Origin of the sequence: Hydrogenophaga crocea, from assembly GCF_011388215.1 — a bacterium.
GTDB lineage: Bacteria > Pseudomonadota > Gammaproteobacteria > Burkholderiales > Burkholderiaceae_C > Hydrogenophaga > Hydrogenophaga crocea.
On record NZ_CP049989.1, the window covers coordinates 2,174,107 to 2,199,432 of the forward strand.

24 protein-coding genes are annotated in these 25,326 nt (G+C 71.1%); 12 read left to right on the forward strand and 12 right to left on the reverse strand.

The window, feature by feature from the left end:
- The first annotated feature begins 16 nt into the window (after positions 1–16).
- Positions 17–784 carry an abortive infection system antitoxin AbiGi family protein gene (locus tag G9Q37_RS10340; protein WP_166227115.1) on the forward strand — a complete coding sequence of 256 codons (768 nt, stop codon included), beginning with the start codon at positions 17–19 and terminating at the stop codon, positions 782–784.
- Between the two features lie 81 nt (positions 785–865).
- Positions 866–1,624: a hypothetical protein gene (locus G9Q37_RS10345; protein ID WP_166227116.1), complete on the forward strand. Its 759-nt coding sequence runs from the start codon at positions 866–868 to the stop codon at positions 1,622–1,624.
- Between the two features lie 253 nt (positions 1,625–1,877).
- Here the strand turns inward: G9Q37_RS10345 and G9Q37_RS10350 are convergent, their stop codons facing one another.
- The gene (locus G9Q37_RS10350; RefSeq protein WP_166227117.1) at positions 1,878–2,795 is read right to left on the reverse strand and encodes a LysR family transcriptional regulator; all 918 of its coding nucleotides are present in this window, start codon (positions 2,793–2,795) and stop codon (positions 1,878–1,880) included.
- A gap of 150 nt (positions 2,796–2,945) precedes the next feature.
- Between G9Q37_RS10350 and G9Q37_RS10355 the strand changes: the two genes are divergently transcribed.
- The gene (locus G9Q37_RS10355) at positions 2,946–3,734 is read left to right on the forward strand and encodes a class II aldolase/adducin family protein (RefSeq protein ID WP_166227118.1); all 789 of its coding nucleotides are present in this window, start codon (positions 2,946–2,948) and stop codon (positions 3,732–3,734) included.
- 12 nt (positions 3,735–3,746) lie between these two features.
- On the opposite strand, the gene G9Q37_RS10360 is transcribed toward G9Q37_RS10355, so the two are convergent.
- Positions 3,747–5,264, reverse strand: a complete 1,518-nt coding sequence (locus G9Q37_RS10360) for a winged helix-turn-helix domain-containing protein (RefSeq protein ID WP_166227119.1) — start codon at positions 5,262–5,264, stop codon at positions 3,747–3,749.
- Between the two features lie 192 nt (positions 5,265–5,456).
- Here G9Q37_RS10360 and G9Q37_RS10365 point away from each other — a divergent pair, with 192 nt between their 5' ends.
- Positions 5,457–5,981 carry an OsmC family protein gene (locus G9Q37_RS10365; RefSeq protein WP_166227120.1) on the forward strand — a complete coding sequence of 175 codons (525 nt, stop codon included), beginning with the start codon at positions 5,457–5,459 and terminating at the stop codon, positions 5,979–5,981.
- A 109-nt stretch (positions 5,982–6,090) separates the two neighbouring features.
- Positions 6,091–6,900, forward strand: coding sequence for an alpha/beta fold hydrolase (locus G9Q37_RS10370; protein WP_166227121.1), 810 nt, complete (start codon positions 6,091–6,093; stop codon positions 6,898–6,900).
- A gap of 17 nt (positions 6,901–6,917) precedes the next feature.
- Here the strand turns inward: G9Q37_RS10370 and G9Q37_RS10375 are convergent, their stop codons facing one another.
- Positions 6,918–7,940 (reverse strand): AraC family transcriptional regulator, encoded by a 1,023-nt coding sequence (locus tag G9Q37_RS10375; protein WP_166227122.1) that lies wholly within the window; start codon positions 7,938–7,940, stop codon positions 6,918–6,920.
- An 80-nt stretch (positions 7,941–8,020) separates the two neighbouring features.
- Here G9Q37_RS10375 and G9Q37_RS21940 point away from each other — a divergent pair, with 80 nt between their 5' ends.
- Both G9Q37_RS21940 and G9Q37_RS10380 read left to right on the forward strand, forming a co-directional pair.
- Complete coding sequence (locus G9Q37_RS21940) at positions 8,021–8,146, forward strand: hypothetical protein (RefSeq protein ID WP_277345042.1); 126 nt, start codon at positions 8,021–8,023, stop codon at positions 8,144–8,146.
- Positions 8,143–9,264, forward strand: coding sequence for an acyltransferase family protein (locus G9Q37_RS10380; protein WP_166227123.1), 1,122 nt, complete (start codon positions 8,143–8,145; stop codon positions 9,262–9,264). Before G9Q37_RS21940 ends, G9Q37_RS10380 begins: the two co-directional genes overlap by 4 nt.
- 18 nt (positions 9,265–9,282) lie before the next feature.
- Here the strand turns inward: G9Q37_RS10380 and G9Q37_RS10385 are convergent, their stop codons facing one another.
- Positions 9,283–10,167: a LysR family transcriptional regulator gene (locus G9Q37_RS10385; protein ID WP_166227124.1), complete on the reverse strand. Its 885-nt coding sequence runs from the start codon at positions 10,165–10,167 to the stop codon at positions 9,283–9,285.
- 98 nt (positions 10,168–10,265) lie between these two features.
- Here G9Q37_RS10385 and G9Q37_RS10390 point away from each other — a divergent pair, with 98 nt between their 5' ends.
- The 3 genes from G9Q37_RS10390 to G9Q37_RS10400 are packed head-to-tail and all read left to right on the forward strand — an operon-like array spanning position 10,266 to position 15,265.
- Positions 10,266–11,837: an NADH-quinone oxidoreductase subunit L gene (locus G9Q37_RS10390; protein ID WP_166227125.1), complete on the forward strand. Its 1,572-nt coding sequence runs from the start codon at positions 10,266–10,268 to the stop codon at positions 11,835–11,837.
- A gap of 24 nt (positions 11,838–11,861) precedes the next feature.
- Positions 11,862–14,417 carry a YbcC family protein gene (locus G9Q37_RS10395; RefSeq protein ID WP_166227126.1) on the forward strand — a complete coding sequence of 852 codons (2,556 nt, stop codon included), beginning with the start codon at positions 11,862–11,864 and terminating at the stop codon, positions 14,415–14,417.
- Positions 14,414–15,265 carry a DUF6671 family protein gene (locus G9Q37_RS10400; protein ID WP_166227127.1) on the forward strand — a complete coding sequence of 284 codons (852 nt, stop codon included), beginning with the start codon at positions 14,414–14,416 and terminating at the stop codon, positions 15,263–15,265. Before G9Q37_RS10395 ends, G9Q37_RS10400 begins: the two co-directional genes overlap by 4 nt.
- Positions 15,266–15,278: 13 nt before the next feature.
- Here the strand turns inward: G9Q37_RS10400 and G9Q37_RS10405 are convergent, their stop codons facing one another.
- The 7 genes from G9Q37_RS10405 to G9Q37_RS10435 form a co-directional block, all read right to left on the reverse strand.
- Positions 15,279–15,716 carry a hypothetical protein gene (locus G9Q37_RS10405; RefSeq protein WP_166227128.1) on the reverse strand — a complete coding sequence of 146 codons (438 nt, stop codon included), beginning with the start codon at positions 15,714–15,716 and terminating at the stop codon, positions 15,279–15,281.
- Positions 15,649–16,290, reverse strand: a complete 642-nt coding sequence (locus G9Q37_RS10410) for a nucleotidyltransferase domain-containing protein (protein WP_166227129.1) — start codon at positions 16,288–16,290, stop codon at positions 15,649–15,651. The genes G9Q37_RS10405 and G9Q37_RS10410 overlap by 68 nt, the downstream gene beginning before the upstream one ends.
- 70 nt (positions 16,291–16,360) lie before the next feature.
- A complete protein-coding gene (locus tag G9Q37_RS10415) occupies positions 16,361–17,203 on the reverse strand; it encodes a LysR family transcriptional regulator (RefSeq protein ID WP_166227130.1) in 843 nt (280 codons plus the stop codon).
- Positions 17,204–17,259: 56 nt separating this feature from the next.
- Entirely contained in the window at positions 17,260–18,276 is a 1,017-nt protein-coding gene (locus G9Q37_RS10420) for a TRAP transporter substrate-binding protein (RefSeq protein WP_166227131.1), read from the reverse strand.
- 55 nt (positions 18,277–18,331) lie between these two features.
- The gene (locus tag G9Q37_RS10425) at positions 18,332–19,609 is read right to left on the reverse strand and encodes a TRAP transporter large permease (protein WP_166227132.1); all 1,278 of its coding nucleotides are present in this window, start codon (positions 19,607–19,609) and stop codon (positions 18,332–18,334) included.
- Entirely contained in the window at positions 19,606–20,085 is a 480-nt protein-coding gene (locus G9Q37_RS10430; protein ID WP_166227133.1) for a TRAP transporter small permease, read from the reverse strand. The genes G9Q37_RS10425 and G9Q37_RS10430 overlap by 4 nt, the downstream gene beginning before the upstream one ends.
- Complete coding sequence (locus G9Q37_RS10435) at positions 20,082–20,618, reverse strand: gluconokinase (protein ID WP_166227134.1); 537 nt, start codon at positions 20,616–20,618, stop codon at positions 20,082–20,084. Before G9Q37_RS10435 ends, G9Q37_RS10430 begins: the two co-directional genes overlap by 4 nt.
- 181 nt (positions 20,619–20,799) lie before the next feature.
- Here G9Q37_RS10435 and gntR point away from each other — a divergent pair, with 181 nt between their 5' ends.
- Positions 20,800–21,834, forward strand: a complete 1,035-nt coding sequence (gntR, locus tag G9Q37_RS10440) for an HTH-type transcriptional regulator GntR (RefSeq protein WP_166227135.1) — start codon at positions 20,800–20,802, stop codon at positions 21,832–21,834.
- 108 nt (positions 21,835–21,942) lie between these two features.
- Positions 21,943–24,285: a penicillin-binding protein 1A gene (locus G9Q37_RS10445; protein ID WP_166227136.1), complete on the forward strand. Its 2,343-nt coding sequence runs from the start codon at positions 21,943–21,945 to the stop codon at positions 24,283–24,285.
- Between the two features lie 44 nt (positions 24,286–24,329).
- On the opposite strand, the gene G9Q37_RS10450 is transcribed toward G9Q37_RS10445, so the two are convergent.
- Positions 24,330–25,310, reverse strand: coding sequence for an NAD(P)H-dependent flavin oxidoreductase (locus G9Q37_RS10450; RefSeq protein ID WP_166227137.1), 981 nt, complete (start codon positions 25,308–25,310; stop codon positions 24,330–24,332).
- Between the last annotated feature and the right edge of the window lie 16 nt (positions 25,311–25,326).

Consider the following 25,326-nt stretch of genomic DNA (forward strand, 5'->3'; position numbering starts at 1 on the left):
CAACCCCAAACCACCCATGCTGCCGACGCTCCGATTCCTCCACTCCATGCGCGAACTCGAGTTCCTTCGGTTGGCGTTGTCAGAGGGACTGATGTTCACCGATCACGAGGCCGCTTACGTGCCGGCCTCATCGACAGCTGAGTGGGAGGAGCTCTCGGCTGGGGTCACCGTATTGCTCAAGCAGCGGCTCGCAGCGCTGGGCAAACCGTGGCAGTCTTTGTCGGAGGGCCGGAGAGAAACGCTGATGAGCGGCATCGGCTCAATGCGCGGCAAGATTCCCATGATCTGTTTCACGGAGATTCCGGAAGGACGACAGCTCTGGTTCCAACAATTCACGTTCGGCCGGTATGGAGTTGTCGTCTCAAGAAGCTGGCTCGAGCGGAATGGAGGCGACCGAGTGCTGTATGTTGGTGAAAACTCCGAACTTTCCCGTCGGTTGTACCGCGTAATTGCGACATTCATGGCCTCGACCGTACTGCTGGGCCAAGATGGAGAACCGGTATTCTCCCACCACTCCTTCCCGCCGATCCTCGATCTATTGGCGTGCATGGAGCAGCGGTCAAACCTCGCGGAGCTTGAGTGGCGCATCCCCGGCCATCATGGTTTTCACTCAGGTCAGCGCGCAACGGGAAGGCGACTGCCGCTCCCACTCGGCGACGTCGAAGCAGTTCTTGTGAAAGAGGCATCTGAGGTCGCAGAGGTTGAGCGCCTAATGCGCACTCTGCCAGGCTCAAACTCACTGCCATCGCTGCCTTTGGTCATCCATCAGCCGGCGGTACTTTGATGCCTAACCTCTCCATCCAGTGGCTGTCGACTAGGCTTCGCTTTTTTCCGTCTTTCCTGTCGCACGTTGAGCAAATAAACCATGAAGTTGCGCCTCCCATGCATGCAGTGCTTCCAAGAGCTCGGGAGGCCGACTGACGAGATGTTGCCCGTTGAGCTACGTGATGACGGCCTTTACGAGGCGACATGCGAACGCGGACACACCACAGTGACGGCGATCCAAGAGCAAAAGTACGAAGTACTGTTTGACCTTGCTGCGATGGCCCTTCTCGACGGCTATCCTCGCGAAGCAATTGCCAGCATGGCGGCTGCACTCGAGCGGTTTTATGAGTTCTATGTTTTCGTGCTCTCCTTAGAGCACAAAGTCGATCCCAATGCATTTGCCGCCACCTGGAAGCTAGTGGACAACCAGTCGGAAAGGCAATTCGGTGCTTATTTGTTTGCTTCACTGCTATACAGCCCGAATACAGTTCCAAAAGTCATTGAGGAAGAGCAACCTTTACTTCCTGGAATTGCCAAAGGCCAGACAAGAACGTGGCGTTCGTTCCGCAACGCTGTAGTGCACAAGGGATACATGCCGTCGACGGCAGAGTGCCTTGTGTACGGCGACCTTGTGTATCGGCACATTACTGAGTTGACGCTCGAGCTGAAGAGGTCATGCGCCGAGTCCCTACAAAGAGCTAACTTTGCGCACCTCTCTAAGGCGCATGGCGGGGGTAAGTCCGTGTCCACGATGTCTATCCCCACCCTCCTGTCCTTTGTCCGCGAAGAGCGCCCGGCGTCTTTGGCGGAAGCATTGAAAGAACTTGAAAAGTACCGTACGTGGCTGCACCACAAATGAAATTCAACGAGCAGCTCCGGCTAACACATTCGCGTTGCGCGCGAGTTTTTCGGCTGGAACCGCGGTAACGAATGTCTTCTTCCACGACTGAAAAATGCTCACCACTGGCCGATCACAGCAGCCTAGCAATGGCATCGCTAATCGCAAGCGGTCCGCGTCCAAGACCAGCTTCCAAATGGCTGCGAGGTAACGCAGATCTGACGTTCACGGCGCCGACACGACCGGCAGCACCCCGTCTGAAGCCGCCCCTCCCTCACCCCACCACCCCCCTCACCCCCACCAACAACTCCTCCACCAACGCCCCCGTCGCCGGCGACAAATGGCTCTCCTGCCGCCGGTACAGCGCGTACCGCCGCGTGGTCTGCACGTCGCGCAGCGGCAGGATGCGGATGGCCTGGCCCGGGTTGGGGGCCGGTGGTTCGAACAGGGCGCGCGGCATCCAGCCCAGGTAGCCGCCGCCCGCCACCAGCCGGCGCAGCAGGTTGATGGACTTCGATTCCACGCTCGCGGCGGGCACCGGCAGTTGGCGCTCGGCAAACAGTTGCTGCCAGTCTTCGCGCGGCTGCAGGCCGCGCGGCACCAGGGCCCAGCGCTGCTCGGCCAGGTCGGCCAGGCGCATGTCGGTGCGGCCGCACAGCGGGTGGGTTTCGCCCAGCACCACGTAGCAGCCTTCCTGCCACGCGCCTTCGGTGATGCGCTCCAGCCCGGGCGCGGTGGGCACGTCGAAGGTCAGGGCCAGGTCGATCTCGCCGCGCGCCAGCTGCGCCAGCAGGTCTTCGGTGAGGCCCTCTTCCACGCTGGCCTGCAGCCCGGGCCACTTCTGCAGCAGGCGCTCCACCGTGGCGGGCACAAAGCTCTCCAGCGCGCTGGCCACCGCGCCCACGCGCACGCGGCCGCGGCCCATGCCGCGCAGCGCCTCGATGGCCTGCACCGCGCGCGCCGATTCGTTCAGCAGCAGCCGTGCATGGGGCGCGAGTTGCGCGCCGTACTCGGTGAGCGTGGCGCCGCGCTGGTGGCGCTCGAACAAGGGCACGCCCAACTGCTCTTCCAGCCGCTTCACGATGCGGCTCAGGGCCGGCTGCGTCACGTGCAGCACCTCGGCCGCCTTGCCCAGCGAACCGCAGTCGACGATGGTCTGAAAAGCGTGGATCTCGCGCAGGTTCAGCAGCATGGCAGGGCCCAAAAAAGTTCGGCGGCATCTTACGGGCGGGCGCGCGCGGGTCGCACCGCATCGGTATGCCTTGGGGCCGATTCGTCATGCCCGCGCGCGGCAGGCCGTGCCTAGACTGCGTCGCCCCCTCCACCCCCCAAGACACAACCCATGCTCACCAACGAAGAACTCCAGCGCGTGCTGCAGCAGCGCCAGCAACTGCGCACCCAGGTGTCGCCCGAGGAATGGGCCGCGCGGGTCGAGCTCGCGGCCTGCTACCGGCTCATCGCGCACTTCCGCATGACGGACTGGATCTACAACCACATTTCGTCGCGCGTGCCGGGCTCGCACGAGCACTACCTCATCAACCCCTTCGGCCTGCTGTACGAAGAGGTGTCGGCGTCGAACCTGGTGAAGGTGGACGTGCACGGCCGGCTGGCGGAAGACGTGCCGCTGGAGGTGAACCCCGCGGCCTTCGTGATCCACGGCGCGATCCACACCGCGCGGCCCGACGTGGGCTGCGTGCTGCACACCCACACCGCCGCGGGCGTGGCGGTGGCCGCGCAGGCCGATGGCTTGCTGCCGATTTCGCAGCACGCCATGCGCGTGTACGGCCAGATCGGCTACCACGACTTCGAGGGCATTGCGCTGGACAACGCCGAGCAGCAGCGGCTGGTGGCCGACATGGGGTCCAACAACATCCTCATCCTGCGCAACCACGGCCTGCTCACCGCGGGCCGCACCGTGCCCGAGGCCTTCGAGCTCATGTTCTACCTGGAGCGCGCCTGCCAGATCCAGATCGCGGCCACCTCGGGGCCGCAGAAGCTGGTGTTTCCCTCGGCCGAGGTGCAGTCGCGCGCCATCGCGCAGTTCGCGGACTCGCCCTCGTACATCCAGGGGCGCGACTGGCTCGCGCTCATCCGGCTGCTCGACCGCATCGATCCTTCGTACCGCAGCTGAGCCGGGCCGCCTTCAGGCGGGCGCCGGCGGGCTCTGCGGCCACAGCAGCGCCAGCCGCTCGCCCACGCGCCGGCCGTGGGTGAGCGCGATGTCGGCCACGCCCATGCCCGCGCACAGGCGGCGCGCCTCGGCCAGGGCCGCGGCCGCTGCGGCCGGCTGGCCCTGGCGGTCCAGCAAGGCGGCTTCGAGCACGCGCGCGAGGTGAAAGCGCGGGTCGCGCCGGGCGGCTTCGCGTGCTTCGGCCAGGGCTTCGGCCTCGCGCCCCACGCGCAGCAGGAAGGTGCCCAGCGCCCAGCGCCAGAAGCCCTGGCGGCGGTCGCGCGGGCTGATGGCCATGCCGTGGCGCATCTGCTCGATGCCGGCTTCGAGCCGGCCCGTGAGCGCCAGCGAGGCCCCGAGCGCCACGTGCGCCTGCGCATTGCTCGGGTCGATGGCGAGCGCGCGCTGCAGCACCTCCACGCCGCGCTGGTGCTGCCCCAGGTCGCACAGCGCGCAGCCCGCGTAGCCCAGCACCTCGGAGCTGCCGTCGTCGAGCGCGATCGCGCGATCGGCCGTGCGCAAGGCATCGGCCGCGAGCCGGGCCGCGTCGGGCAGTTGTGTGAGGTTGGTGGAGAGGGCCGTCAGCAGCGCGTAGTGCGCGTGGCCCAGCCCGAAGGCCGGATCCAGCGCGGTGCTCTTGAGCAGCAGCGCACGCGCTTCGGCGATCGCGTCGGGGCCCCAGCCCTGCAGGGCGATGGCGCCGATGGCCTGGTGGTAGTGGGCCCAAACGCCCTGGTGCTCGGGCCGCTGGCGGCGGATGTGGGCGATCTCGGCGCGCGTGAGTTCGGGCTCGAGCTCCGACATGATCCCGCGCGCGATGTCTTCCTGCAGGTCCACGGCCGCGTCGCGGCGGCGCTCGAAGCGGCCGCTCCACAGCACGTGGCCGCTGCTCGCGTCGATCAGTTGCGTGCCCACGCGCACGCCCTCGCCCGCGGGGCGCACGCTGCCCTCGACCACGAAACGCACGCCGAGCTCGCGCGCGATCTCGGGCACCGTCGTGCCCTGCCCGCGGAACGCGAACGACGAGGCGCGCGACACCAGCCGAAAACCCGGCACGCGCGCCAACAGCGCAATCGTGTCTTCGGCCAGGCCGTCGGCGAGGTAGCGGATCTGCGGCTCGTCGCACAGCACGTTGAACGGCAGCACCGCGATGGTGGGCCCGCTGGCCAGGCCCGCGGCCGGCGCTGCGCCCGCGGCGCGCAGCGGCAGGGCCCACTGGTAGCCGCGGCCCGCCACGGTGGCGATGCTGTCCGGCCCCAGCAGCTTGCGCAGCGCGGCCACCTGCACCGAGAGGTTGTTGTCCTCCACCACCAGGCCGGGCCACACGGCGTCGAGGATCTCGTCCTTGCCCACCACGCGGTCGTGGCGCGCCAGCAGGCACAGCAGCAGGTCGAAGGCGCGCGCGCCCACGCTGGCGGGCACGCCGTCGACAAGCAAGGCGCGTTCGGCGGGGCGCACTTCGAAGCGGTCGAACTGGTAGCGGTCGGGCATGCACCTTCTCCGGGGCGGCATGTTTAGGAACGTTTAGCCCGGACTTGAGCGCGTTAAAGGCCGGCGCGGCGCGCGCTCGATAAGGTCCGGACACGCCGCGTTGTACAGGGCTCCACGGCCCCCTTGCAATGCTGCGCTGCGATGGCCGGGTGCAGCCCGGTGCCCGTCCCTCAACCCTTGTGGAGCCTCGTGATGAACACCCGCCTCTTCGAAACCCAGTCCGCCCTGCGCGCGCGCTACAAGCAAGCGCCCGAACTCGCGCTCGTCACCGCGCAGGCGCGCACCCGCAGCGACAACCCCGCCGACCCTTTCCACCTGCAGGTGGTGCCCGCGCTGCGCGACGAGGCGGCGGTGCCGGTGGGCGTGCACGGCTCGGTCGGCGGCCCCTACGACGCACCCTGCCCCGGCGACCTGCTGTGCGCCGCGCTCGCGGCCTGCTACGACGCGTCGGTGCGCATGGTGGCGCAGGCCATGGGCATCGAACTCACGGCGCTCGAGGTGCACGTGCAGGCCAAGGTCGACATGCGCGGGGCCATGGGCATGGGGCGCGACCTGCCGGTGGGCTTCCAGTCGTTCAGCACCGACATCCACCTGCAGGCGCGCGAAGGCACGCCCGCCGAGGCGATCGAGCAATTGCGCGTGGCGGCGCAGCGCTGCTGCGTGGTGGCGCACACGCTGCGTTCAGCACCCGAGATGCAGACCCGGTTTCACGCCTGAGGCGTGGCCGCGGTGGCGGCGCCGGTCAAGCAACTGGCGTGCGCCGTCATGGCCGGCGGGGGCGCGCTGCGGCACAGTGCCGCCATCCGAACCGCATCCCCGCACGGCCATGAACCTTCCCACCCGCCAACTCACCCTGGGCCAGTCCCGGCTCGCCTACGACGACACCGGCGGCACGGGCCCGCTGCTGGTCTGCATGCCCGGCATGGGCGATCTGCGCAGCGAATACCGCGCGCTGCGCCCGCTGCTGCAGCAGGCCGGCCACCGCGTGGTCACGCTGGACGTGCGCGGGCACGGCGAAAGCTCGGCGCAGTGGCCGGGCTACTCGGCGCGCGACGTGGGACGCGACGCGCTGGCGCTGATCGAGCACCTGGGCGCCGGCCCGGCGGTGGTGCTGGGCAACTCGTTCGCGGCGGGCTCGGCGCTGTGGGCCGCGCACGAAGCGCCCACCCGGGTGCGCGGCGTGGTGCTGCTCGGTCCCATCGTGCGCGACGTGCCCGCCCCCTGGTACGCCAAGGCCGCGCTCGCCCTGGGCTTTGCCGGGCCCTGGCGCGTGGCGTTCTGGATGGCCTACTGGAACAGCCTGTTCCCCCTGCGCAAGCCGGCCGACCACGCGCAGGCCCGGGCCGCGCTGGCGGCCAACCTGCGCGAGCCGGGTCGCATGGCGGCGCTGCGCCACATGGTGTCGCTGAGCAAGGCCGACACCGGGGCCCTGGTGGCGCGCAGCCGCGTGCCCGCGCTGGTGGTGATGGGCTCGCGCGACCCCGACTTTTCCGACGCCACGGCCGAAGCGCACTGGCTGGGCCAGGCCCTGCGCACCGAGCCGCTGATCGTGCCGGGCGCGGGCCACTACCCGCACCTGGAAGCGCCCGAGCAGGTCGCGCCCGCGGTGCTCGCCTTCATCGCGAGCCTGCGGTGAGGCGCGCGATCCCGGGCTCAGCGCGCGGCGCGGCGAACGGCCGTGGGCGTGGTGCCGGTCCAGCGCTTGAAGGCGCGGTGGAAGGGGCTGGGTTCGGCAAAGCCGAGCAGGTAGGCCACCTCGCCCAGGGCCAGGCGCGGGTCGGCCACGTAGCGCAGCGCGAGTTCGCGGCGCACGCCGTCCACCAGCGCGGCGAAGCGCGTGCCCTCCTCGTCGAGCCGGCGCTGCAGGCTGCGCTCGCTCAGGTGCAGCCGCGCGGCCACCTGCCGCAGCGTGGGCGGGCCGTTGGCCATGGCCTCGGCCAGCAGACGGCGCACCTGGGCGGCCGTGGGTTCGTGCAGCGGCGCGTGCGCGGCCAGCAGTTGCTCGGCGTGCGCGGTGACGATGCGCGAGAGGCCGGGGTCGGCCGCGGGCACGGCGCGCTCCAGCACCGCGTCGGCCAGCACCAGGCACGACACCGGCGCGTCGAAGCGCGGGGCCACGCCGAACACCGCCCGGTAGGCCTCGGCATCGCCCCCGGCGCTGTGGGCGAACGCCACGGCCTGCGCGCGCACGGGCGCGCCGCCGATCTGCGTGGCCACCACCACCAGCGAGGCGAGCGTGAACTCGGCCGCCTGGCGGCAAGGGGTGACGCCCGCGGCATCAAAGCGGTGCTCGACGCGCAGCCCGCCCTCGACCGGCACGAGCACGAAGCTCGCAAGGTCGTGCACCAGGCGGTTGTAGCGGGCCAGCCGCTGCAGGGCGCTGCGCAGGTCGGGCGCGGTGCGCACGGCGTAATCGAGCACGTCGAAGGTGCCGGGCCGGATGGCCTGCGCTGCGCGCAGGCCGAACAGCGGGTCGCCGCAGCGTTCGGCGGCCAGGGTCCACAGGCGCTCTTCCACCGCCAGCGGCATGCGGGCCTCGGGGTCGGCCAACGCCGCGGCGGCCAGGCCGGCGTCGGCCATGAGCCGTCCGGCGTCCACCCCACGCGCGGCGGCCGCCTGCACCACGAACGCGCCGATGCGCGCGGCAACCTGCGGGGAGCGGTGGGGGGCGGGCATGGGCGGGGCGTGTTGGCGGGGCGGGTGGCGGGGTGCAATGATCGCACCCACGTTTGTGCCCGCAGCATGGGAGAGCCCGCATGAAGATCGTCCGCAGCAAGACCTTCCGCGCCGAGCGCGCCTGGGGTGCGCTCGACATCGCCAACGTGGCGCACCCGATCGGCGAGGCGCGCATTCTGGTGGTGGAAAAGGAAGGCTCGGTGTGACACCGCCGCGCACGGTCTTCCTGGACCGGCTGCGCGTGGTGCTCACCGCGCTGGTGGTGCTGCACCACACGGCCATCACCTATGGCGGCAGCGGCGACTGGTTCTACCGCGAGGTGCGCGACGGCGGTGCGCCGTCGAGCCTGTTGCTCAGCGTGTTCTGCGCCGTGAACCAGGCCTTCTTCATGGGCTTTTTCTTTCTGATCGCCGGTCGCTTCACGCCGGGCTCGCTGGCACGCAAGGGCGCGCGCGCGTTCGCGCAAGAGCGCCTGCTGCGCCTGGGGCTGCCGCTGCTGGTGTTCGGCTTTGTGCTGGGGCCGCTGGCCGTGGCGCTGGCGGGCGTGCCGGCGGGGCGGCCCTGGGCGACGGCGTGGTGGGTACAAGTGCAGCAGCTGCGCTTCGTGGTCGGGCCGCTGTGGTTCGCGTGGGCGCTGCTGCTGTTCACCGCGGCGTTCATGCTCTGGCGGTGTTGGCGGCCCGGGCCCGCGCCCGCGCCCGCGCCCGATCGGCCGGTGCCGGGTTCGCCGTGGTGGCTGGCGTCGGCGCTGGCGGTGGGCGCGGTGGCGCTGGCGCTGCGGCAGTGGGTGCCGGTGGGGCAGAGCGTGTGGGGCCTGCAGCTCGGCTACTTCGCGTCGTACGCTTTTTTGTTCGCGCTGGGTTGCGCGGCGGCGCGCCACGGCTGGCTCGAACGCGTGCCGCCCGCGCAGGCCCGGCGCTGGCGGCGCGTGACGTGGCTGACCCTGCCGCTGTTGTTCGTGGTGGCAGCGCTGTCGGGCGCGCTCGCGGGCCGGCCGGTGAATGTCAACGGCGGGCTGGGGCTTCCTGCGGTGGTGTACGCCTTCTGGGAGCCTTTCATGGCCTGGGGCCTGATCGCATCGCTGCTGGTGCTGTTCCAGCGCCGCTTCAACACGCCCAGCCCGCGGTGGCAGCGCTGGAGCGAGCAGGCCTATGGCGCGTTCGTGCTGCACGCGCCGGTGCTGGTGGGCGTGTCGGTGGCGCTCGCGGGCTGGGGCGCGCCGGCGCTGCTCAAGTTCGCGCTGGTGGGCGCGGCCAGCGTGGTGCTGTCGTTCGCGCTGGCGCGGGGCCTGCGCGCGCTGCCCGGGGTACGGCGGGTGCTGTAGCGCGGCTCATAGCGCGGCTCAGCCCGTGCCCGCGATCAGGGTCTCCAGCACCTCGATGCGGTGCCGGTGTGGCGTGGTGATCGCATAGAAGCGCTCCTGCAGATCGGTGAACCGCCCCACCGCCACCAGCGCCCCGGTGCGCAGTTCGTCCTGCACCACCACCTCGGGCAGCACGGTGAGCCAGCCGCTGTCGCGCGCGATCAGGCGCAGCATGGCCATGTCGTCGACCTCGGCGCGCAGGCGCGGCGTCACGTTGGCCGAGAGGCAGAGCGCGTCGAACTGCGCGCGCAGCGCATGCCGCGGGCCGGGCAGCACCACGTCCAGTCCGTCGAGGTCTTCGGGCACGCGCAGGGCCTGCGCGGCCCAGCGGCCCGCGGGGCCCACGAGCGACACCGCCTGGCTGCCGAGGAAGCGGCAGTGCAGCGGGCGGTCGGGGTCGGCGGGCACGGTTTCGTTGGCCAGCACCACGTCGAGCTGGTGCTGCACCAGCCGCTCGATCAGGCCTTGCAGCAGGCCGGACTCGAGCGTGAGCACCACGCTCGCATCGCTGAGCAGCGGGCGGATCCAGTTCTCCTGGTAGTTGCGCGAGAGCGTGGCCACGCTGCCCACGCGCAGCCGCGTGACGCCGGCCATGCGGCCCTGCAGCCGGCCCAGCATTTCCTGGCCCAGGCCGAAGATGTTCTCGGCATAGGCCAGCACGAGTTGGCCGGTGTCGGTCAGTTGCAGCCGCCGCCCTTCGCGCGCGAACAGCGGCTCGCCCAGGCGGTCTTCGAGCTGGCGGATCTGCGCCGACACCGCCGATTGCGAGGTGTTGAGCTCTTCGGCGGCCCGGGTGAGGTGGCCTAGCCGCGCCACCCGCCAGAAGTAGAACAGGTGGTGGAAATTGAGCTGATCGAGGCGCATCGTTCGTTTTTCAGAATGTTTTTGTTCTGATCAATGTATTTTACTGAACGGTCGCAAGCCGGGAAGATCGTGGGCAACGCAATACCGAGGCCCCCGCCATGCCCCTCACCGACCTTGTGCCGACGATCAGCGCGCTCACGCCCGCGGTGCTGATGGCCCTGGCCGCGGCCCATGCCGCGCTGGCCGGGCGCACGCCCACCCCGGGCCCCACCGTGCCGCCGCCCACGCTGTGGCGAGGCTTCCAGGGCTTGTCGCTGGCGGCGCTGGCGGCGGCGGCGCTGGCGCTGGCGCTGCCCTTCCTGGCCCGGCCCGACGCTGCGCCCGCCAACGGCCTGGGCGCCTGGCTGGCGCCGTCCCCCTTCGCCGGTGTGCTGGCGCTGCTGGTGCAGCTGCTGGGCACGGTCATCGGCGCCTTCTCGGCGCGCTACCTGCAGGGCGAGCGCGGCCAGCCGCGTTACGTGGCCATGCTGGCGGTGGTGCTGGCCGCGGTGCACGGGCTGCTGCTGGCCCAGCACTGGCTGGTGCTGATCGGCGCCTGGGCCCTGGTGGGCGTGGCGCTGCAGCGGCTGCTGTGCTTCTACCCCGAGCGCGCCTTCGCCCGCCTGGCCGCGCACAAGAAGCGCCTGGCCGACCGCGTGGCCGACGCGCTGCTGCTGCTGGCCGCCGCGCTGGCCTGGGGCACGGTGGGCAGCGGTTCGCTGCCGGCCCTGTGGGACCACGTGGCCCAGCACGGCCTGAATCCCGCGCTGCACCTGAGCGCGGTGGCGCTGGTGCTCGCGGTGGTGCTGCGCACCGCGCTGCTGCCGGTGCACGGCTGGCTGATCCAGGTGATGGAAGCGCCCACGCCGGTGTCGGCGCTGCTGCACGCGGGCGTGGTCAACCTGGGCGGCTTCGTGCTGATCCGCTTCGCACCGCTGCTGGAGCAGGCCATGCCCGCGCGCGCGCTGCTGCTGGCCTTCGGCCTGGCCACCGCGGTGCTGGCGGGCATGGTCATGCTCACGCGCATCAGCATCAAGGTGCGGCTGGCCTGGTCCACCGTGGCGCAGATGGGCTTCATGCTGGTGGAGTGCGCGCTGGGCCTGTACACGCTGGCCGCGCTGCACCTGCTGGGCCACTCGCTCTACAAGGCGCACGCCTTCCTGTCGGCCTCCGAGGCGGTGCGCAGCACGCGGCTGCAGGCGCTGTCGGCGCCCTCCCCGGCCACGGGCGCGAGCCTGCTGTTCGCGCCGGTCCTGAGCGTGGCGGTGGTGCTGGGCCTCAGCGCCGCGCCCGATGTGGCCCCCTGGCCCTGGTGGTGGAGCGCCGTGCTCGCGCTGGCCTGGGCGCCGCTGCTGTGGCTGCCCTCGGCCCCGGCGCCGGCGGGCCTGCGCGCGCGGCAGGTGGTGTGCGGCGCGCTGATGGTGGCCGGGCTCACGCTGGCCGCGCTGTTCGCCCACGCCCTGCCCTTCGGCCTTGCGGACGCGCCGCAACACGCCCTGGGCCTGATCACGCTCGCGGGCATGGCCGCGCTGTACGCGGGCCTGGCGCTGCTGCAGCGCCGGCCCGGCCTGCTCTCGGGCTGGCGGCGCTGGAGCTACGCCGGCTTCTACGTGGACGAGGCCTACACCCGCCTGGCGCTGCGCCTGTGGCCCACACGCTGGACGCCCGAGACCGCCACGCCCCGCGCCTGACCGACCCTTTTCCGGAGAACCGCCATGTACTCGCTCAACGATTCGAGCCCCGCCGCGGCCCAGGCCGCGCCGACCGTGGACGACGCGCTGCACCGCGCGATCGACGAGGCCTGCGCGCAGGCCTGCCGCGCCATCGCACCCAGCTGGCCGCTGGACCGCGCGATCGCGGTGAACCCGCACTGGCAGCGCATCGGCCTGCCGCTGCGCCGCGTGGCCGCGCGCATGGCAGCGCTGGGCAACGTGCAGGTGTTCCCGCCGCGCGAGCGCCAGCGCGAGGCCTGGCAACAGGGCCGCATCCGCCCGGCCGATCTGGCGCAGGCGCTGCAGCAACTGCCGGCGGCCCAGAGCGCGGGCCTGAGCGCCGAGCGCTGCGTGCAGGCGCTCCACGAACCCGCGCCCAGCGCCCAGCTGCCGCTGCTGATCGACGTGCTCGACACCGACCCGCGGCGCGGCAACCGGCTGGGCTGGCGCCAGGCCGTCACGCACCAGGTGAGCCAGACCTGCGCGGCCTACTTCGACGCCCACCAGGCCGACTGGCAGCCCGAGCACCGCGAGGGCCTGTACGCCTTCTGGCGCGACACCCTCACGCACGACCACGGCATCGGCCTGCTGATGGGCCTGCCCGACCTGGGCCAGGCGATCGGCGCACTGCCCGCCACCGCCCAGGACGCCGAGCGCTGGGTGATCGCGCGCCTGGGCCTGCCGCCCGCGGTGTGGGCCGACTACCTCGAATCGGTGCTGCTGTCGGTGAACGGCTGGGCCTCGTGGTGCGCCTACCTGGGCTGGCAGGCCGCGCAGCAGGGCGGGCACGACGCGCACCTGCGCGAGCTGCTCGCGATCCGCCTCGCCTGGGGGGTGCTGCTGCTCGAAGGCAAACACGACGACGACGCCGAACGGGCCTTCGCCGAGCTGCAGCAGGCCTGGGCCGACGCGCCCCAGGTGCTGCAAAAAGCAGAGCGGGCGCTGCTCGTGGACGAGGTGTGGCAGCTCGCGCTGGAGGTCGGCTACCAGCGCCAGCTCGCGCAACGCCTGCTCGCCACGGCCGCGCCGCCGCTGGTGCCGCCCGTGACCGAGGTGCAGGCCGCCTTCTGCATCGACGTGCGCAGCGAGCCGCTGCGCCGCGCGATCGAGGCCGAGTGGCCGGCCGTGCAGACGCTGGGCTTCGCCGGCTTCTTCGGCTTGCCCGTGGCCTACACGCCGCTGGCCACGGCCGCGCGCCGGCCGCAGCTGCCGGGCCTGCTCGCGCCCGCCATGGAAGTGACCGACCGCGTGGTGAGCGCCGACGCCGCGCACCGCGCCACCGACGCGCTGCTGCAGGCCGCGGCCGAGCGCTCGCGCCAGACGCGTCTGGCGCTCAAGGACCAGTGGCAGGCCGCCAGCCGCTGGCCCGGCGCGGCGTTTTCTTTCGTCGAGGCCGCGGGCCTGGGCTACCTCGGCAAGCTCGGCGGCTGGCTGGTGCCGGGCCGGCGGGCGCGCGCGCGCGACGACCTCGAAGGCCTGCCCGCGCGCTACCGCCCCGTGTGCCGTCCGGCCCTGATGGGCCTGGACACCGCGGCCAAGGTGGCACTGGCCGCGCGCGTGCTGCACGCCATGGGCCTGGGCGCGGCGGGCTCGCAGGTGGCGCCGCTGGTGCTGCTGGTGGGCCACGGCAGCCAGTCGGCCAACAACGCCCACGCGGCCGCGCTCGACTGCGGCGCCTGCTGCGGCCAGACTGGCGAGGTGAACGCGCGCAGCCTGGCGCAACTGCTCAACGAGGCCGCGGTGCGCGAAGGCCTGCGCGCGCAAGGGGTGGCCCTGCCCGATGACACGGTGTTCATGGCCGCGCTGCACAACACCACCACCGACGAGATCGAGGGCTTTGACCTCGACCTGCTGCCACCGGCCGCGCTCGCGCGCTGGGAGCACCTGCAGCGCGTGCTCGAACACGCCTGCGACCGCGTGCGCCGCGAACGCGCGCCCTCGCTCGGGCTCGACCCGCGCGCGCCGCACACCGAGCTGCTCGACCAACTGCGCCGCCGCGCCAACGACGGCGCGCAGACCCGCCCCGAGTGGGGCCTGGCGGGCAACGCCGCGTTCGTGATCGCGCCGCGCTGGCGCAGCCTGGGCAGCGTGCTCCAGGGCCGCAGCTTCCTGCACGACTACGACGCCGCGCACGACCGCGACGGCAGCGTGCTCGAACTGCTGATGACCGCGCCCATGCTGGTCACGCACTGGATCAACTGGCAGTACCACGCGTCCACCTGCGACCCGCAGCACCTGGGCAGCGGCAACAAGGTGCTGCACAACGTGGTGGGCGGCCACCTGGGCGTGTTCGAGGGCAACGGCGGCGACCTGCGCGTCGGCCTGTCCAGGCAGTCGCTGCACGATGGCGAGCGCTGGGTGCACGAGCCGCTGCGCCTCACGGTGGTGATCGACGCTGCGCAGGAAGCGATCGACAAAGTGATCGGCCAGCATGCGGTGGTGCGGCAACTGATCGACAACGGCTGGCTGCACCTGTGGCGCTTCGCGGACTCGGGCTTCGAGCGCCGTGTGCACGGCGGCTGGCAGGCGGTGGCGAACGTGGGGGCCGTGCGCGCATGAGTCGGCCCGGACCGTACGCGGGCCAGCGCGTGGCCCTGCTCACCCAGCACGGCAAGGAACGCGTGATCGCACCTGTGCTCGACCCCGGCCTGGGTTGCACCGTGCAGCTCGTGAGCGGCTTCGACACCGACCTGCTCGGCACCTTCACACGCGAGATCCCGCGCGAGGGCACGCAGGTGGAGGCCGCGCGGCGCAAGGCGCGCCAGGGCATGGCGCTGTCGGGCCTGCCCCTGGGCCTGGCGAGCGAAGGCAGCTTCGGCCCCGACCCCTTCACGGGCATGTTTCCCTGGAACGTCGAGGTGCTGGTGTGGATCGACGACGCGCAGGGCCTGGAGGTGGTGGGCGTGGCCCAGGGCCCGGCGCGCAACGGGCATGTGCACAGCAACGCCTGGGCCGACATCGAGGCCTTTGCGCAGCGCGAGGGTTTTCCGCGGCAGCAGCTCGTGATCCGCCCCGACGACGAGGACGGCCCGCCGCTGCACAAGGGCGTGGCCGACTGGGCGCTGCTGCGCCGCGGCTTCGACGAGGCGCTGGCGCAATCGCGGCAGGGCCGCGTGTTCGTGGAGCACGACCTGCGCGCCTTCGCGCACCCCGAGCGCATGGCGCGCATCGGCCAGGCCGCGCAAGACCTGCTGCAGCGCCTGCGCTCGGTCTGCCCGGCCTGCGGCGCGCCGGGCTTCGGCGTGAGCCACCGCGAACCCGGCCTGCCCTGCGCCGACTGCGGCAGCCCCACCAGCAGCTACCGCAGCGAGGTCTGGCGCTGCCCGTGCTGCGCGCACCAGACCGACCGTCCGCGCACCGACCGGCTCACCGCCGAGCCGGCGCATTGCGGGCAGTGCAATCCCTGATCGATGTGACGCTTCAGCGCAAGCGGGCGAGGTAAGACAACAGCTCGGGAGCCATGCGCGCCATGGCTTCGAGCGCAGCCTCCACATCGTCAGCGGTGGGCTCCATCCCCTGGTACTGGTTGTTGCGCAGGTCGCGGATGGCGTCGACACGATCGAACACCGACTCGGTCACGCCCACGATGGCCGCAGCGGCTTCAAGCGCCTCGGCGTGATGCCCGTTGGCCGAGGTACAGCGCCAACCTTCGATCAGCAGCACGGCAAAGCTCAAATTGAGAACGGCATCGTAGGCAGCGCCCAGCCGCGTGCTGTTCGAGTTGGCGGCGCGGTGGGCATCGGCCGCCTTGCCTTGCGCAATGCTTCGCCAGCCGGCCACCGACATGCGGCTAACGGGCGCCTTGACGAACACTTTGCTGCCGGCGCGCAGGAAGTCCTGGGGTTGGCGCAAGGGCATGGATGTCTCCCTGGAGTTCGATGACATCGCCCGACGCGATGTCTTGAACCAGTGAGTCCCCGCCCGACCGGGCTCTGCTCCAGTCGGCCAGTGTGTAAAGCAGCACGTTCACCGGCCGGCCGAGTGCGCGACCGGCCTTCTTGAAGTGCGACTGCGCCTGCAGGCGCGACAAACCATCGGCGATCAGCAGCAGGTCGATGTCGCTGTCGGGCCGGGGCTCACCGCGGGCGACCGAGCCGAAGATGGCCGCGGCGTGCACCCCGCCCCCGAGCTGCGACACCGCTTCGCGCAACACACGCACGGTCGTGTGGTCTTGTTGGAGCAGGGCGCGCAGCGGCTTCAAGGCCGGATCGCCGGACGCGCGGAACACCGTCTGGCCGAACTGCACCGACGATTCGAGCAGCCCCACGTCCACCCAGCGCCGCAACCAGCGCGAGGTATTGCCCGGGTCGACACCCGCCTCCATGGCCAGTTCACGCACCCGGAACGGGCGCTCGGGTTGCCCGTACAGGCAGCGCAGCACCCGGTACCGCGAGGCACCCCCCAGCAGTTCGGCCATGAGATCGGTGTTCATGCGTTGCATGTTACACATCGATCGCTGTTGAATCACCATCAATCGATGGTGATTCAACAACTTGTATCGCTCAATCCCCCAGGCCGACCAGCACCTTCAGCACCGCATCCACCGCCGGGTCGGGCGTGGCCAGCCGCCGGTGTGCGAGCGCCATCGGCCGCATCAGGCGCGGGTGCAGGTGGCGCACCTGTACCCCGGGTGCGTCCAGTTGGTCCTGCACCTCTTCGAGCGGCAGCAGGGCCGCGCTCTGGCTGGCCGCGGCCAGGCTCTTGAGCGCGCCCGGGTAGCTCAGCGTGAGGTAGGGGCGCGGGTGGTAGCCGGCCTGGCCGAACCAGGCCGCCACCAGGCCGTGCATTTGCGTGGCCGGCGCGAACGACGCCCAGCGCCGGGTCACGAGCCAATCGGGCGTGACCCGCTCGGGCGCGTTCCACGACGCCGGCAGCAGCGCCACCATCGGGTCGTTGCGCCAGGGCGTCAGGCTCACCTCGGCCATGGGCGGCTGCGGGCTCGCGACGATGCCGATGTCCAGCGTGGCGCTCGTGAGGCGCCGCATGGCCTCGGCCGAGCCCACCGCTTCGAGCTTGACCTCCACACCCGGGCTCGAGCGCCCCAGGGCCTCGAGCGCCATGGGCAGCAAGCGCGTGCTCACGCCCGCCGACACGCCCACGCGCACCACGCCCTCGCGCCCGCTCGCGCGGCGCTGCACCCGGTCCATCAGTTCGTCGCGCGCCGCGAGCAGCTTGCGCCCCTCGCGCACCAGCACCTCACCCGCGGGCGTGAGCTCGGCCCGCTTGCGCCCGCGCACCACCAGCAAACGGCTGGTGCGCGCGCTGGCGAACGCTCTGGCGTGTGCCGAGCGGGCCGTGGGCGAGCGCTTTCGCGTGCCGCCGAACGGCGGCTGAGGCCGGCGCATGAAAAAACCCCCGGGGCCCGGGGCCGCGGGGGTTTGTGAGCAAGGGTGGGCCGCGCTTACTTGCCGCCGCGCGCCTTGGCCACCGCGGCCTGGGTTTCCTTCCACAGGTCGTCGCCCACGTTGGCGGCGATGCCGGCGTTCACCGCGCTGAGCTTCTCGCGCATGCGGTTGGCTTCGGCGGGGCTGAGCTGGTTGATCTGCATGCCCTTGGCCTTGAGGTCGGCCAGCGCCTTGTCGGCCTCGGCACGCGTGTCCTTGCGCTCGAAGTCGCGGCTCTTCTTCGCGGCGTCCAGCAGCACCTTCTGCTCGTCCTTGCTGAGCTGGTCCCACCACTTCTTGCTCACGGTCACGATCCACGGGCTGTAGACGTGGTTGGTGACGGTGAGGAACTTCTGCACCTCGTAGAACTTGCTCGAGACGATGGTGTTGTACGGGTTCTCCTGGCCATCGACAGTCTTGGTCTCGAGCGCGGTGAACAGCTCGGAGAACGGCAGCGGCACGGCGTTGGCGCCCAGGGTCTTGAAGCTGTCGATGAAGACGTTGTTCTGCATCACGCGCAGCTTGATGCCGTCGAGGTCTTCGAGCTTGGTGACGGCGCGCTTGTTGTTGGTGAGGTTGCGAAAGCCGTTTTCCCAGTAGACCAGGCCGACCAGGCCCTTGTCCTGCAGCTTGTCCATCACCTTCTGGCCGACCGGGCCGTCGAGCACCACGTCGGCTTCCTGCGCGTTGTTGAACAGGAAGGGGGTGTCCCAGATGGCCATCTCTTTGGTGATGCCCACCAGCGTGGCGGTCGAGCCCACCATCATTTCCTGCGCGCCACCGATCAGGGCCTGCTGCATCTGGATGTCGGAGCCCAGCGCGGCCGCGCCGATGGCGCGCACCTTCATCTTGCCGCCCGAGGCCTTCTCGACCTCCTGCGCGAACAGCTTGACCGCGCGGCCCTGGTTGGAGTCTTCGTTGAGGCCGTAGCCGAAGCGGATCATGCGCGGCTTGATGTCCTGCGCGTGGGCGAGGCCACCGGCCACGGTGGCCAGGGCCACGGTGAGCGTGAGCGCGAGTTGCTTGAGTTTCATGGTCATCTCCTGGGGTTGTTGGCGGCCGCGCCGCCGGGTGAAAACGGAAAGGGGTTCAGAACATCCACTTGAGCGGCTGGGTGACGATGGCCGGGAACACGATGAGCAGCGCCAGCATGGCCAGGTAGACCAGCAGGAAGGGCATGACGCCGCGGATCACCGATTCCATGCGCAGCCCGCCCACGCCGGCCACCACGTTGAGCACCGTGCCCACGGGCGGCGTGAGCAGGCCCAGGCAGCCGATGAAGATGAACACGAAGCCGAAGTACACCGGGTCGATGCCGGCCTTGGCGGCCAGCGGCGCGAGCACCGGCGCGAGGATGAGGATGGTGGGCGTGAGGTCCATCACCATGCCCACGGCCAGCAGGAACACCGCCACCACCGCCATGAACAGCAGCGGGTTCTGCAGCAGCGGGCCCATGATGTCGGCGAGCTGGTTGGGCAGGTCGGCCAGGGTGATCATGTAGCTGGCCGCGGTGGCGGCGCCGCACAGGAACATCACCACGCCGGTGGTGCGCGCGGCGTCCACGAACACGCGGTACAGGCCGGCCACGCTGAGTTCGCGGTACACGAACATGGCCACCACCAGCGCGTAGGCCGCGGCCACCACGGCGGCTTCGGTGGGCGTGAAGATGCCCAGGCGCAGGCCGCCGATGATGATCACCGGCATGAACAGCGCCCAGATGCTCGACGCCAGCACCGAGCGGCGGAACGACCAACTGGTTTTCTCGGCCACCGGCAGCTGTTCGCGGCCCGCGATGCGGCGCCACACCAGCACCAGGCTCACCGCCATCAGCAGGCCGGGCACGATGCCCGCGAGGAACAGCTTGCTGATCGAGGTGTTGGTGGTGACGCCGTAGATCACCATGGGCATGGACGGCGGGATGATGGGCGCGATGATGCCGCCCGAGGCGATCAGGCCCGCGCTCGGGCCTTCGGGGTAGCGCTGCTGGCGCATCATGGGCAACAGCAGCGTGGCCAGGGCGGCGGTGTCGGCGATGGCTGAGCCGCTCATGGACGCGAGCATCACCGAGGCCGCAATGGCCACGTAGCCCAGGCCGCCGGGGATGTGGCCCACGAAGGCGCGCGCGAGGTCGATGATGCGCCGGCTCAGGCCGCCCGCGTTCATGAGCTCGCCCGCGAGGATGAAGAAGGGCACGGCCAGCAGCGGGAAGCTGTCGAAGCCCGCCTGCACGTTCTGCGCGAGCAGTTGGGCGTCGAAGAAGTCGAGCTGCACCATGAGCGCGAGCGCGGTGAGCATGAGCGCGAACGCGATGGGCACGCCCACCGTCATGGTGGCGAACAGCACCAGCAGGAACAGCACGATGGTCATGCGGCACCGCCTTCCTGGCGGCCGAACAGCTCGGCCAGCGCCTGCAGCACCAGCAGCGCGGCCATGCACACCCCCATCACGAAAATGGCGCCCGCGGCCAGCGCCAGCGGGTAGCCCATGACCGGGCTGTGGCTGCCCATGCCCACCACCACCTGCGCCCAGGCGCCGGTGATGAGGTAGTACAGCGACAGGCCGATGAGCCCGCGCGTGAGCCAGCGCAGCACCGCGGCGGGCACGCCGCTCAGGCGCGCGGTGACGAGGTCGAAGCCCAGGTGCTTGCCTTCGGCGAAGGTGAGCGTGGCCGCGATGGCCACCAGCCACACGAACAGCAGGCGCGAGAGTTCTTCGGACACCACCCAGCCCGTGCCCCACACGTAGCGCAGCACCACGTTGCCGAACACGGCCACCACCATGCCCGCCAGGCACAGGGCCAGGAAACCCTCGGCCAGGTGCTTGAGGAAGCGGATCGCTTTCATGCCTTCACCTCCTGCCGCGGCGCGGGCGCGCTGCGCACCCACTGCGCCACCGCGCTCACGAGTTCGGGGATCGGGCGCATCGCGTCGAGCGCGAGCACGCCGGGCTCGGCGCTCGGGTCTTCGAGCGCTTCGAACTGGCTGTCGACCAGGCTCACCGGAAACAGGTGGCCGGGCCGCGTGGCCACGCGCTCGCGCGCCTGTTCACGCGTGAGCTGCAGGAACACGAAGCGCAGGCCCGGTGCGGCCGCGCGCAGGCGGTCGCGGTAGCGGCGCTTGAGCGAGGAGCAGGTGAGCACCACGCCCTCGGGGCGCAGCGCGAGCTGCTCGGCCAGGGTATCGAGCCAGGCGGCGCGGTCGTCGTCGCTGAGCGCGATGCCCGAGCGCATCTTGGCGACGTTGGCCGCGGGGTGGAAGTCGTCACCCTCCAGCAGCGGCAGGCCCAGGGCCCGGGCGCCATGCTGGCCCAGGCTGGACTTGCCGCAGCCGGCCACGCCCATGACGACGAGGCGGGTGGGAACGGGGTTGAGGGTCATTGGTAGCGCTGTCCAAAGAATCCGAAAGAAACGGTCCTGGGGTCAGGACCGTTCATGGCGATCGCTTTGCTTCGGAATGGCTGCCCGAGTGTGGGAACATCAGGGCCAATCCGGATGCGAAGCCCGCTATGGTAGCGCTATCCTATTCCCCGTTCCGTCACCGCTTTGACAGGGAAAACCCTTGCCCCCCACCCCACCCACCGAACGCCGCCGCCGGCCCAGCGGCCGCATCACCCTGCAGGACGTGGCCCGCGAGGCCGAGGTCAGCCCCATCACCGCGTCGCGCGCGCTGCGCGGCGAGCGTGGCGTGGCCGCCGAACTGGTGGCGCGCGTGAAAGCGGCCGCGGCCCGGCTCGGCTACGTGCCCGACCCGGCCGCGCGCGCGCTGGCCTCGGCCCGCGGCACGCAGGTGCCGGTGCTGGTGCCGCTGCTGTCGAACGCGCTGTTCGTGGACGTGATCGAGGCGGTGCACCGGGTGCTGCTGCCGCACGGCCTGCAGCCGCTGATCGGCGTGACGCACTACGACCCGATGGAAGAAGAGCAGCTGCTGCGCAGCTACCTCGCGCAGCGGCCCGCGGGGGTGCTGCTCACCGGCTTCGACCGCACCGAAGCCGCGCGCCAGCTGGTGGCCGCCAGCGGCATTCCCTGCGTGTACCTGATGGAGCTCACCGACGCGCCCGGCGTGCACTGCGTGGGCTTCTCGCAGCAGGACGCGGGCCACGCGATCACGCAGCACCTGATCGAGCGCGGCCGCCGCCGCATCGCCTTCATCGCGGCGCAGCTCGACCCGCGCGTGCTGCAGCGTGCCGAGGGCTACCGCCGCTGCCTGCGCGCCGCCGGCCTGTACGACGCGCGGCTGGAGCTGCTGAGCCCGCAGCCATCGTCCATGCGCCTGGGCGGCGAGCTGCTCGAAGACCTGCTGCGCACGCGGCCCGAGGTGGACGCGGTGTTCTTCTGCAACGACGACCTGGCCCAGGGCGGCCTGCTCGCCGCGCTGCGCCTGGGCGTGGCCGTGCCCCAGCGCATCGCGGTGGCCGGCTTCAACGACCTCTCGGGCAGCGACCAGATGCTGCCGCCGCTGACCACCGTGCGCACGCCGCGCCGCGCCATCGGCGAGGTGGGCGCGGGCATGCTGCTGTCGCTGCTGCGCGATGAGCCGCTGGCGCGCAGCAGCGCCGACCTGGGCTTCGAGCTGGTGGTGCGCGGCAGCAGCTGAGGCGTGCGAGCGCCGCCCGTCAGCCCGCCGCCCGCTTGTTACAGCTGGCAACCACCGCCCCACCCCGCGTTCACCGGGCTTCAGGCGGGCAGCGGACAATCGCGCCCCATGTTGCAGAACCGCTCCCGCCGGGCCGCCCTGGCCCTGGCCCTGTCCGCCGCGCTCGCGGCAGCGCTGCCGGCCACCGTATCGGCTTTCGACATGCCGTCGCTCGACCGCATCGTCCACTACCAGCCCAAGCTGCCGCTGCAGGTGTTCACCGCCGACGGCGAAGAGATCGCGCAGTTCGGCGCCGAGCGGCGCGAGTACGTGCCGCTCGCGCGCATCCCGCTGCAGCTGCAGCAGGCGCTGCTGGCGGTGGAAGACGCGCGCTTTCGCGAGCACTCGGGCGTGGACCCCAAGGGCATGGCGCGCGCGCTGGTGGCGGTGATCACGGGCGGGCGCAAGCAGGGCGCGTCCACCATCACGCAGCAGCTCGTGCGCACCATGCTGCTCACGCGCGAGTTCTCGGCCGAGCGCAAGGCCAAGGAGATCTGGCTCGCGCTCAAGCTCGAGAACGAGCTCTCCAAGGACCGCATCCTCGAGATCTACCTCAACGAGATCTTTCTGGGCCAGCGTGCCTATGGCTTCGCGGCCGCGGCCAAGACCTACTTCGGCAAGCCGCTCGACCAGCTCACGCTGGCCGAGAACGCCATGCTCGCGGGCCTGCCGCAGAACCCCTATTACGCCAACCCGGTGGCGAACTTCCAGCGCGCCACGCAGCGCCAGCGCGTGGTGCTCGAGCGCATGCGCGAGACCGGCGTGATCACCGAACAGCAGCTCGCGGCCGCGCGCGCCGAGAAGCTCGTGATCCGCACGCCCGGCCTGCGCAGCGTGCACGCCGCCCACGTGGCCGAGATGGCGCGCCGCGCGGTGGTGGAGCGCTTCGGCACCGAGGCCTATTCCAGCGGCCTGCGCGTGACCACCTCGCTCGTGGCCGCCGACCAGCGCGCGGCCCACGCCGCGGTGCAGCGCGGCGTGCTGGCCTTCGAGCGGCGCGGCGCCTGGCGCGGGCCCGAAGACACCGAATCGCTGCCCGCGGGCACGGGCGCCGAGCTCGAACGCGCCGCGGCCGAGGCGCTCAAGGACCACCGCGACGACGAGACCCTGCGCGTGGGCATCGTGCTCGACGCCAACCCCAAGGCCGTGCAGGTGCAGCTCGCCACCGGCGAGCGCGTGACGCTGCAGGGCGAGGGCCTGCGCTGGGCGCAGCGCGGGCTCGATCCCAAGGCCAAGGCGCCGCTCAAGCTCGCGCGCGGCGCGATCGTGCGCGTGGTGAGCACGGGCAAGGCCAAGGACAGGAAGACCGATGTGTGGGCCATTTCGCAGTGGCCCGAGGTCGAGGCCGCGCTGGTCGCCATGGACCCGCAGAGCGGCCGCATCCGCGCGCTGGTGGGCGGCTTCGACTTCACCAACCAGCCGTTCAACCACGTCACCCAGGGCTGGCGCCAGCCGGGCTCGGCGATCAAGCCGCTGCTGTACTCGGCCGCGCTCGAATCGCGCGTGATGCCGGGCACGCTGGTGGACGACCTGCCCTTCACCGCGGCCAACGGCTGGAGCCCCACCAACAGCAACCACCAGACGCTGGGCCCGATCACGGTGCGCCACGCGCTCGCGGTGTCGAGCAACCTCGCGAGCATCCGCGTGCTGCAGCACGTGGGCACGCCCACGGCGCGCGACTGGCTGGGCCGCTTTGGCCTCGACCCGGCGCGCCAGCCCGACGACCTCACGCTCGCGCTCGGCACCGGCAGCGCCACGCCGATCCAGATGGTGCAGGCCTATGCCACGCTGGCCAACGGCGGCTGGCGCGTGCCGCCCGTGGTGATCGAGAAGATCACCGACGCGCAGGGCAAGGTGCTGTTCGAAGCGCCGCCGGCCGCTCCGCTCACCGAAGACACCCGCGCCATTCCCGCGCGCAATGCCTACGTGATGTCCAGCCTGCTCAACGAGGTGACGCGCAGCGGCACCGCGGCGCGCGCGCAGGCCGTGCTCAAGCGGCCCGACATCTACGGCAAGACCGGCACCACCAACGAGGCGGTCGACGCCTGGTTCGTGGGCTTCCAGCCCACGCTGGCCACGGCCGTCTGGGTGGGTTACGACAAGCCGCGCAGCCTGGGCGGCGCCGAATCGGGCGGGCGCATCGCGCTGCCGATCTGGACCGACTACATGGGCGTGGCGCTCAAGGGCAAACCGGTGCAGCCCCTGCCCGAGCCGCCCGAGGGCGTGGTGGCCAGCGGCGGCGATCTGGTCTACAGCGAATGGCGCGACGGCGGCTGGGTGTCGGCCATCTCGGACACCGCGGGCGTGCAGTACCAGAGCAGCTTCGGCGCCGGCGTGGGCCGCGTGTTCGACGCCATCGGCGACTGGCTGCGCAGCGGCCGGCCCGCACAGCCCCAGCCGCCGGGGCAGTGAGGCCCGGGCGCGGGCCTCACTGAGCGGCCTTCACGGCGCGGGGATCAGCCCGCGCAGATGCGGGCCTTGGCCTCGGCGTACTCGCGCTGGAAGCGCGCCACCAGTTCGCCCGCGCCGGTGATCTCGCGGATCGCGCCGATGCCCTGGCCGCAGCCCCAGATGTCGCGCCAGGCCTTGGCCGCGTTCGCGCCCTCGCCGGTCGAGAAGTTCATCTTGCTCGGGTCGCTCTCGGGCAGGTTGTCGGGGTCCATGCCGGCGTTGCGGATCGAGCCCTTGAGGTAGTTGCCGTGCACGCCGGTGTAGAAGTTGCTGTAGACGATGTCGTCGGAGTTGCTCTCGACGATCATCTGCTTGTAGCCCTCGACGGCGCGCGCCTCGTGCGTGGCGATGAAGGCCGAGCCGATGTAGGCCAGGTCGGCGCCCATGGCCTGCGCGGCCAGGATCGCGCCGCCCGAGGCGATGGAGCCCGACAGCGCCACCGGGCCGCCGAACCACTCGCGGATCTCCTGCACCATGGCGAACGGGCTCTTCACGCTCGCGTGGCCGCCGGCGCCCGCGGCCACCGGAATCAGCCCGTCGGCGCCCTTCTCGATCGCCTTGTGCGCGAACACGTTGTTGATCACGTCGTGCATGACGATGCCGCCCCAGGCGTGCACCGCCTGGTTCACGTCTTCGCGCGCGCCCAGGCTGGTGATGATGATGGGCACCTGGTACTTGGCGCACAGGGCCATGTCCTGCTCGAGCCGGTCGTTGCTCTTGTGCACGATCTGGTTGATCGCGAAGGGCGCGGCCGGCTTGTCGGGGTTGGCCTTGTTGTGCGCGGCGATGCCCTCGGTGATCTCGGCCAGCCACTCGTCGAGCTGCGAGGCCGGGCGCGCGTTGAGCGCCGGCATCGAGCCCACCACGCCCGCCTTGCATTGCGCGAGCACGAGCTTGGGGTTGCTGATGATGAACAGCGGCGAGCCGATCACCGGGAACTTGAGGTTCTTGAGGACCGGGGGCAGGTAACGCTCGGGTGCGGGCATGGTGTCTCCGTTGGAA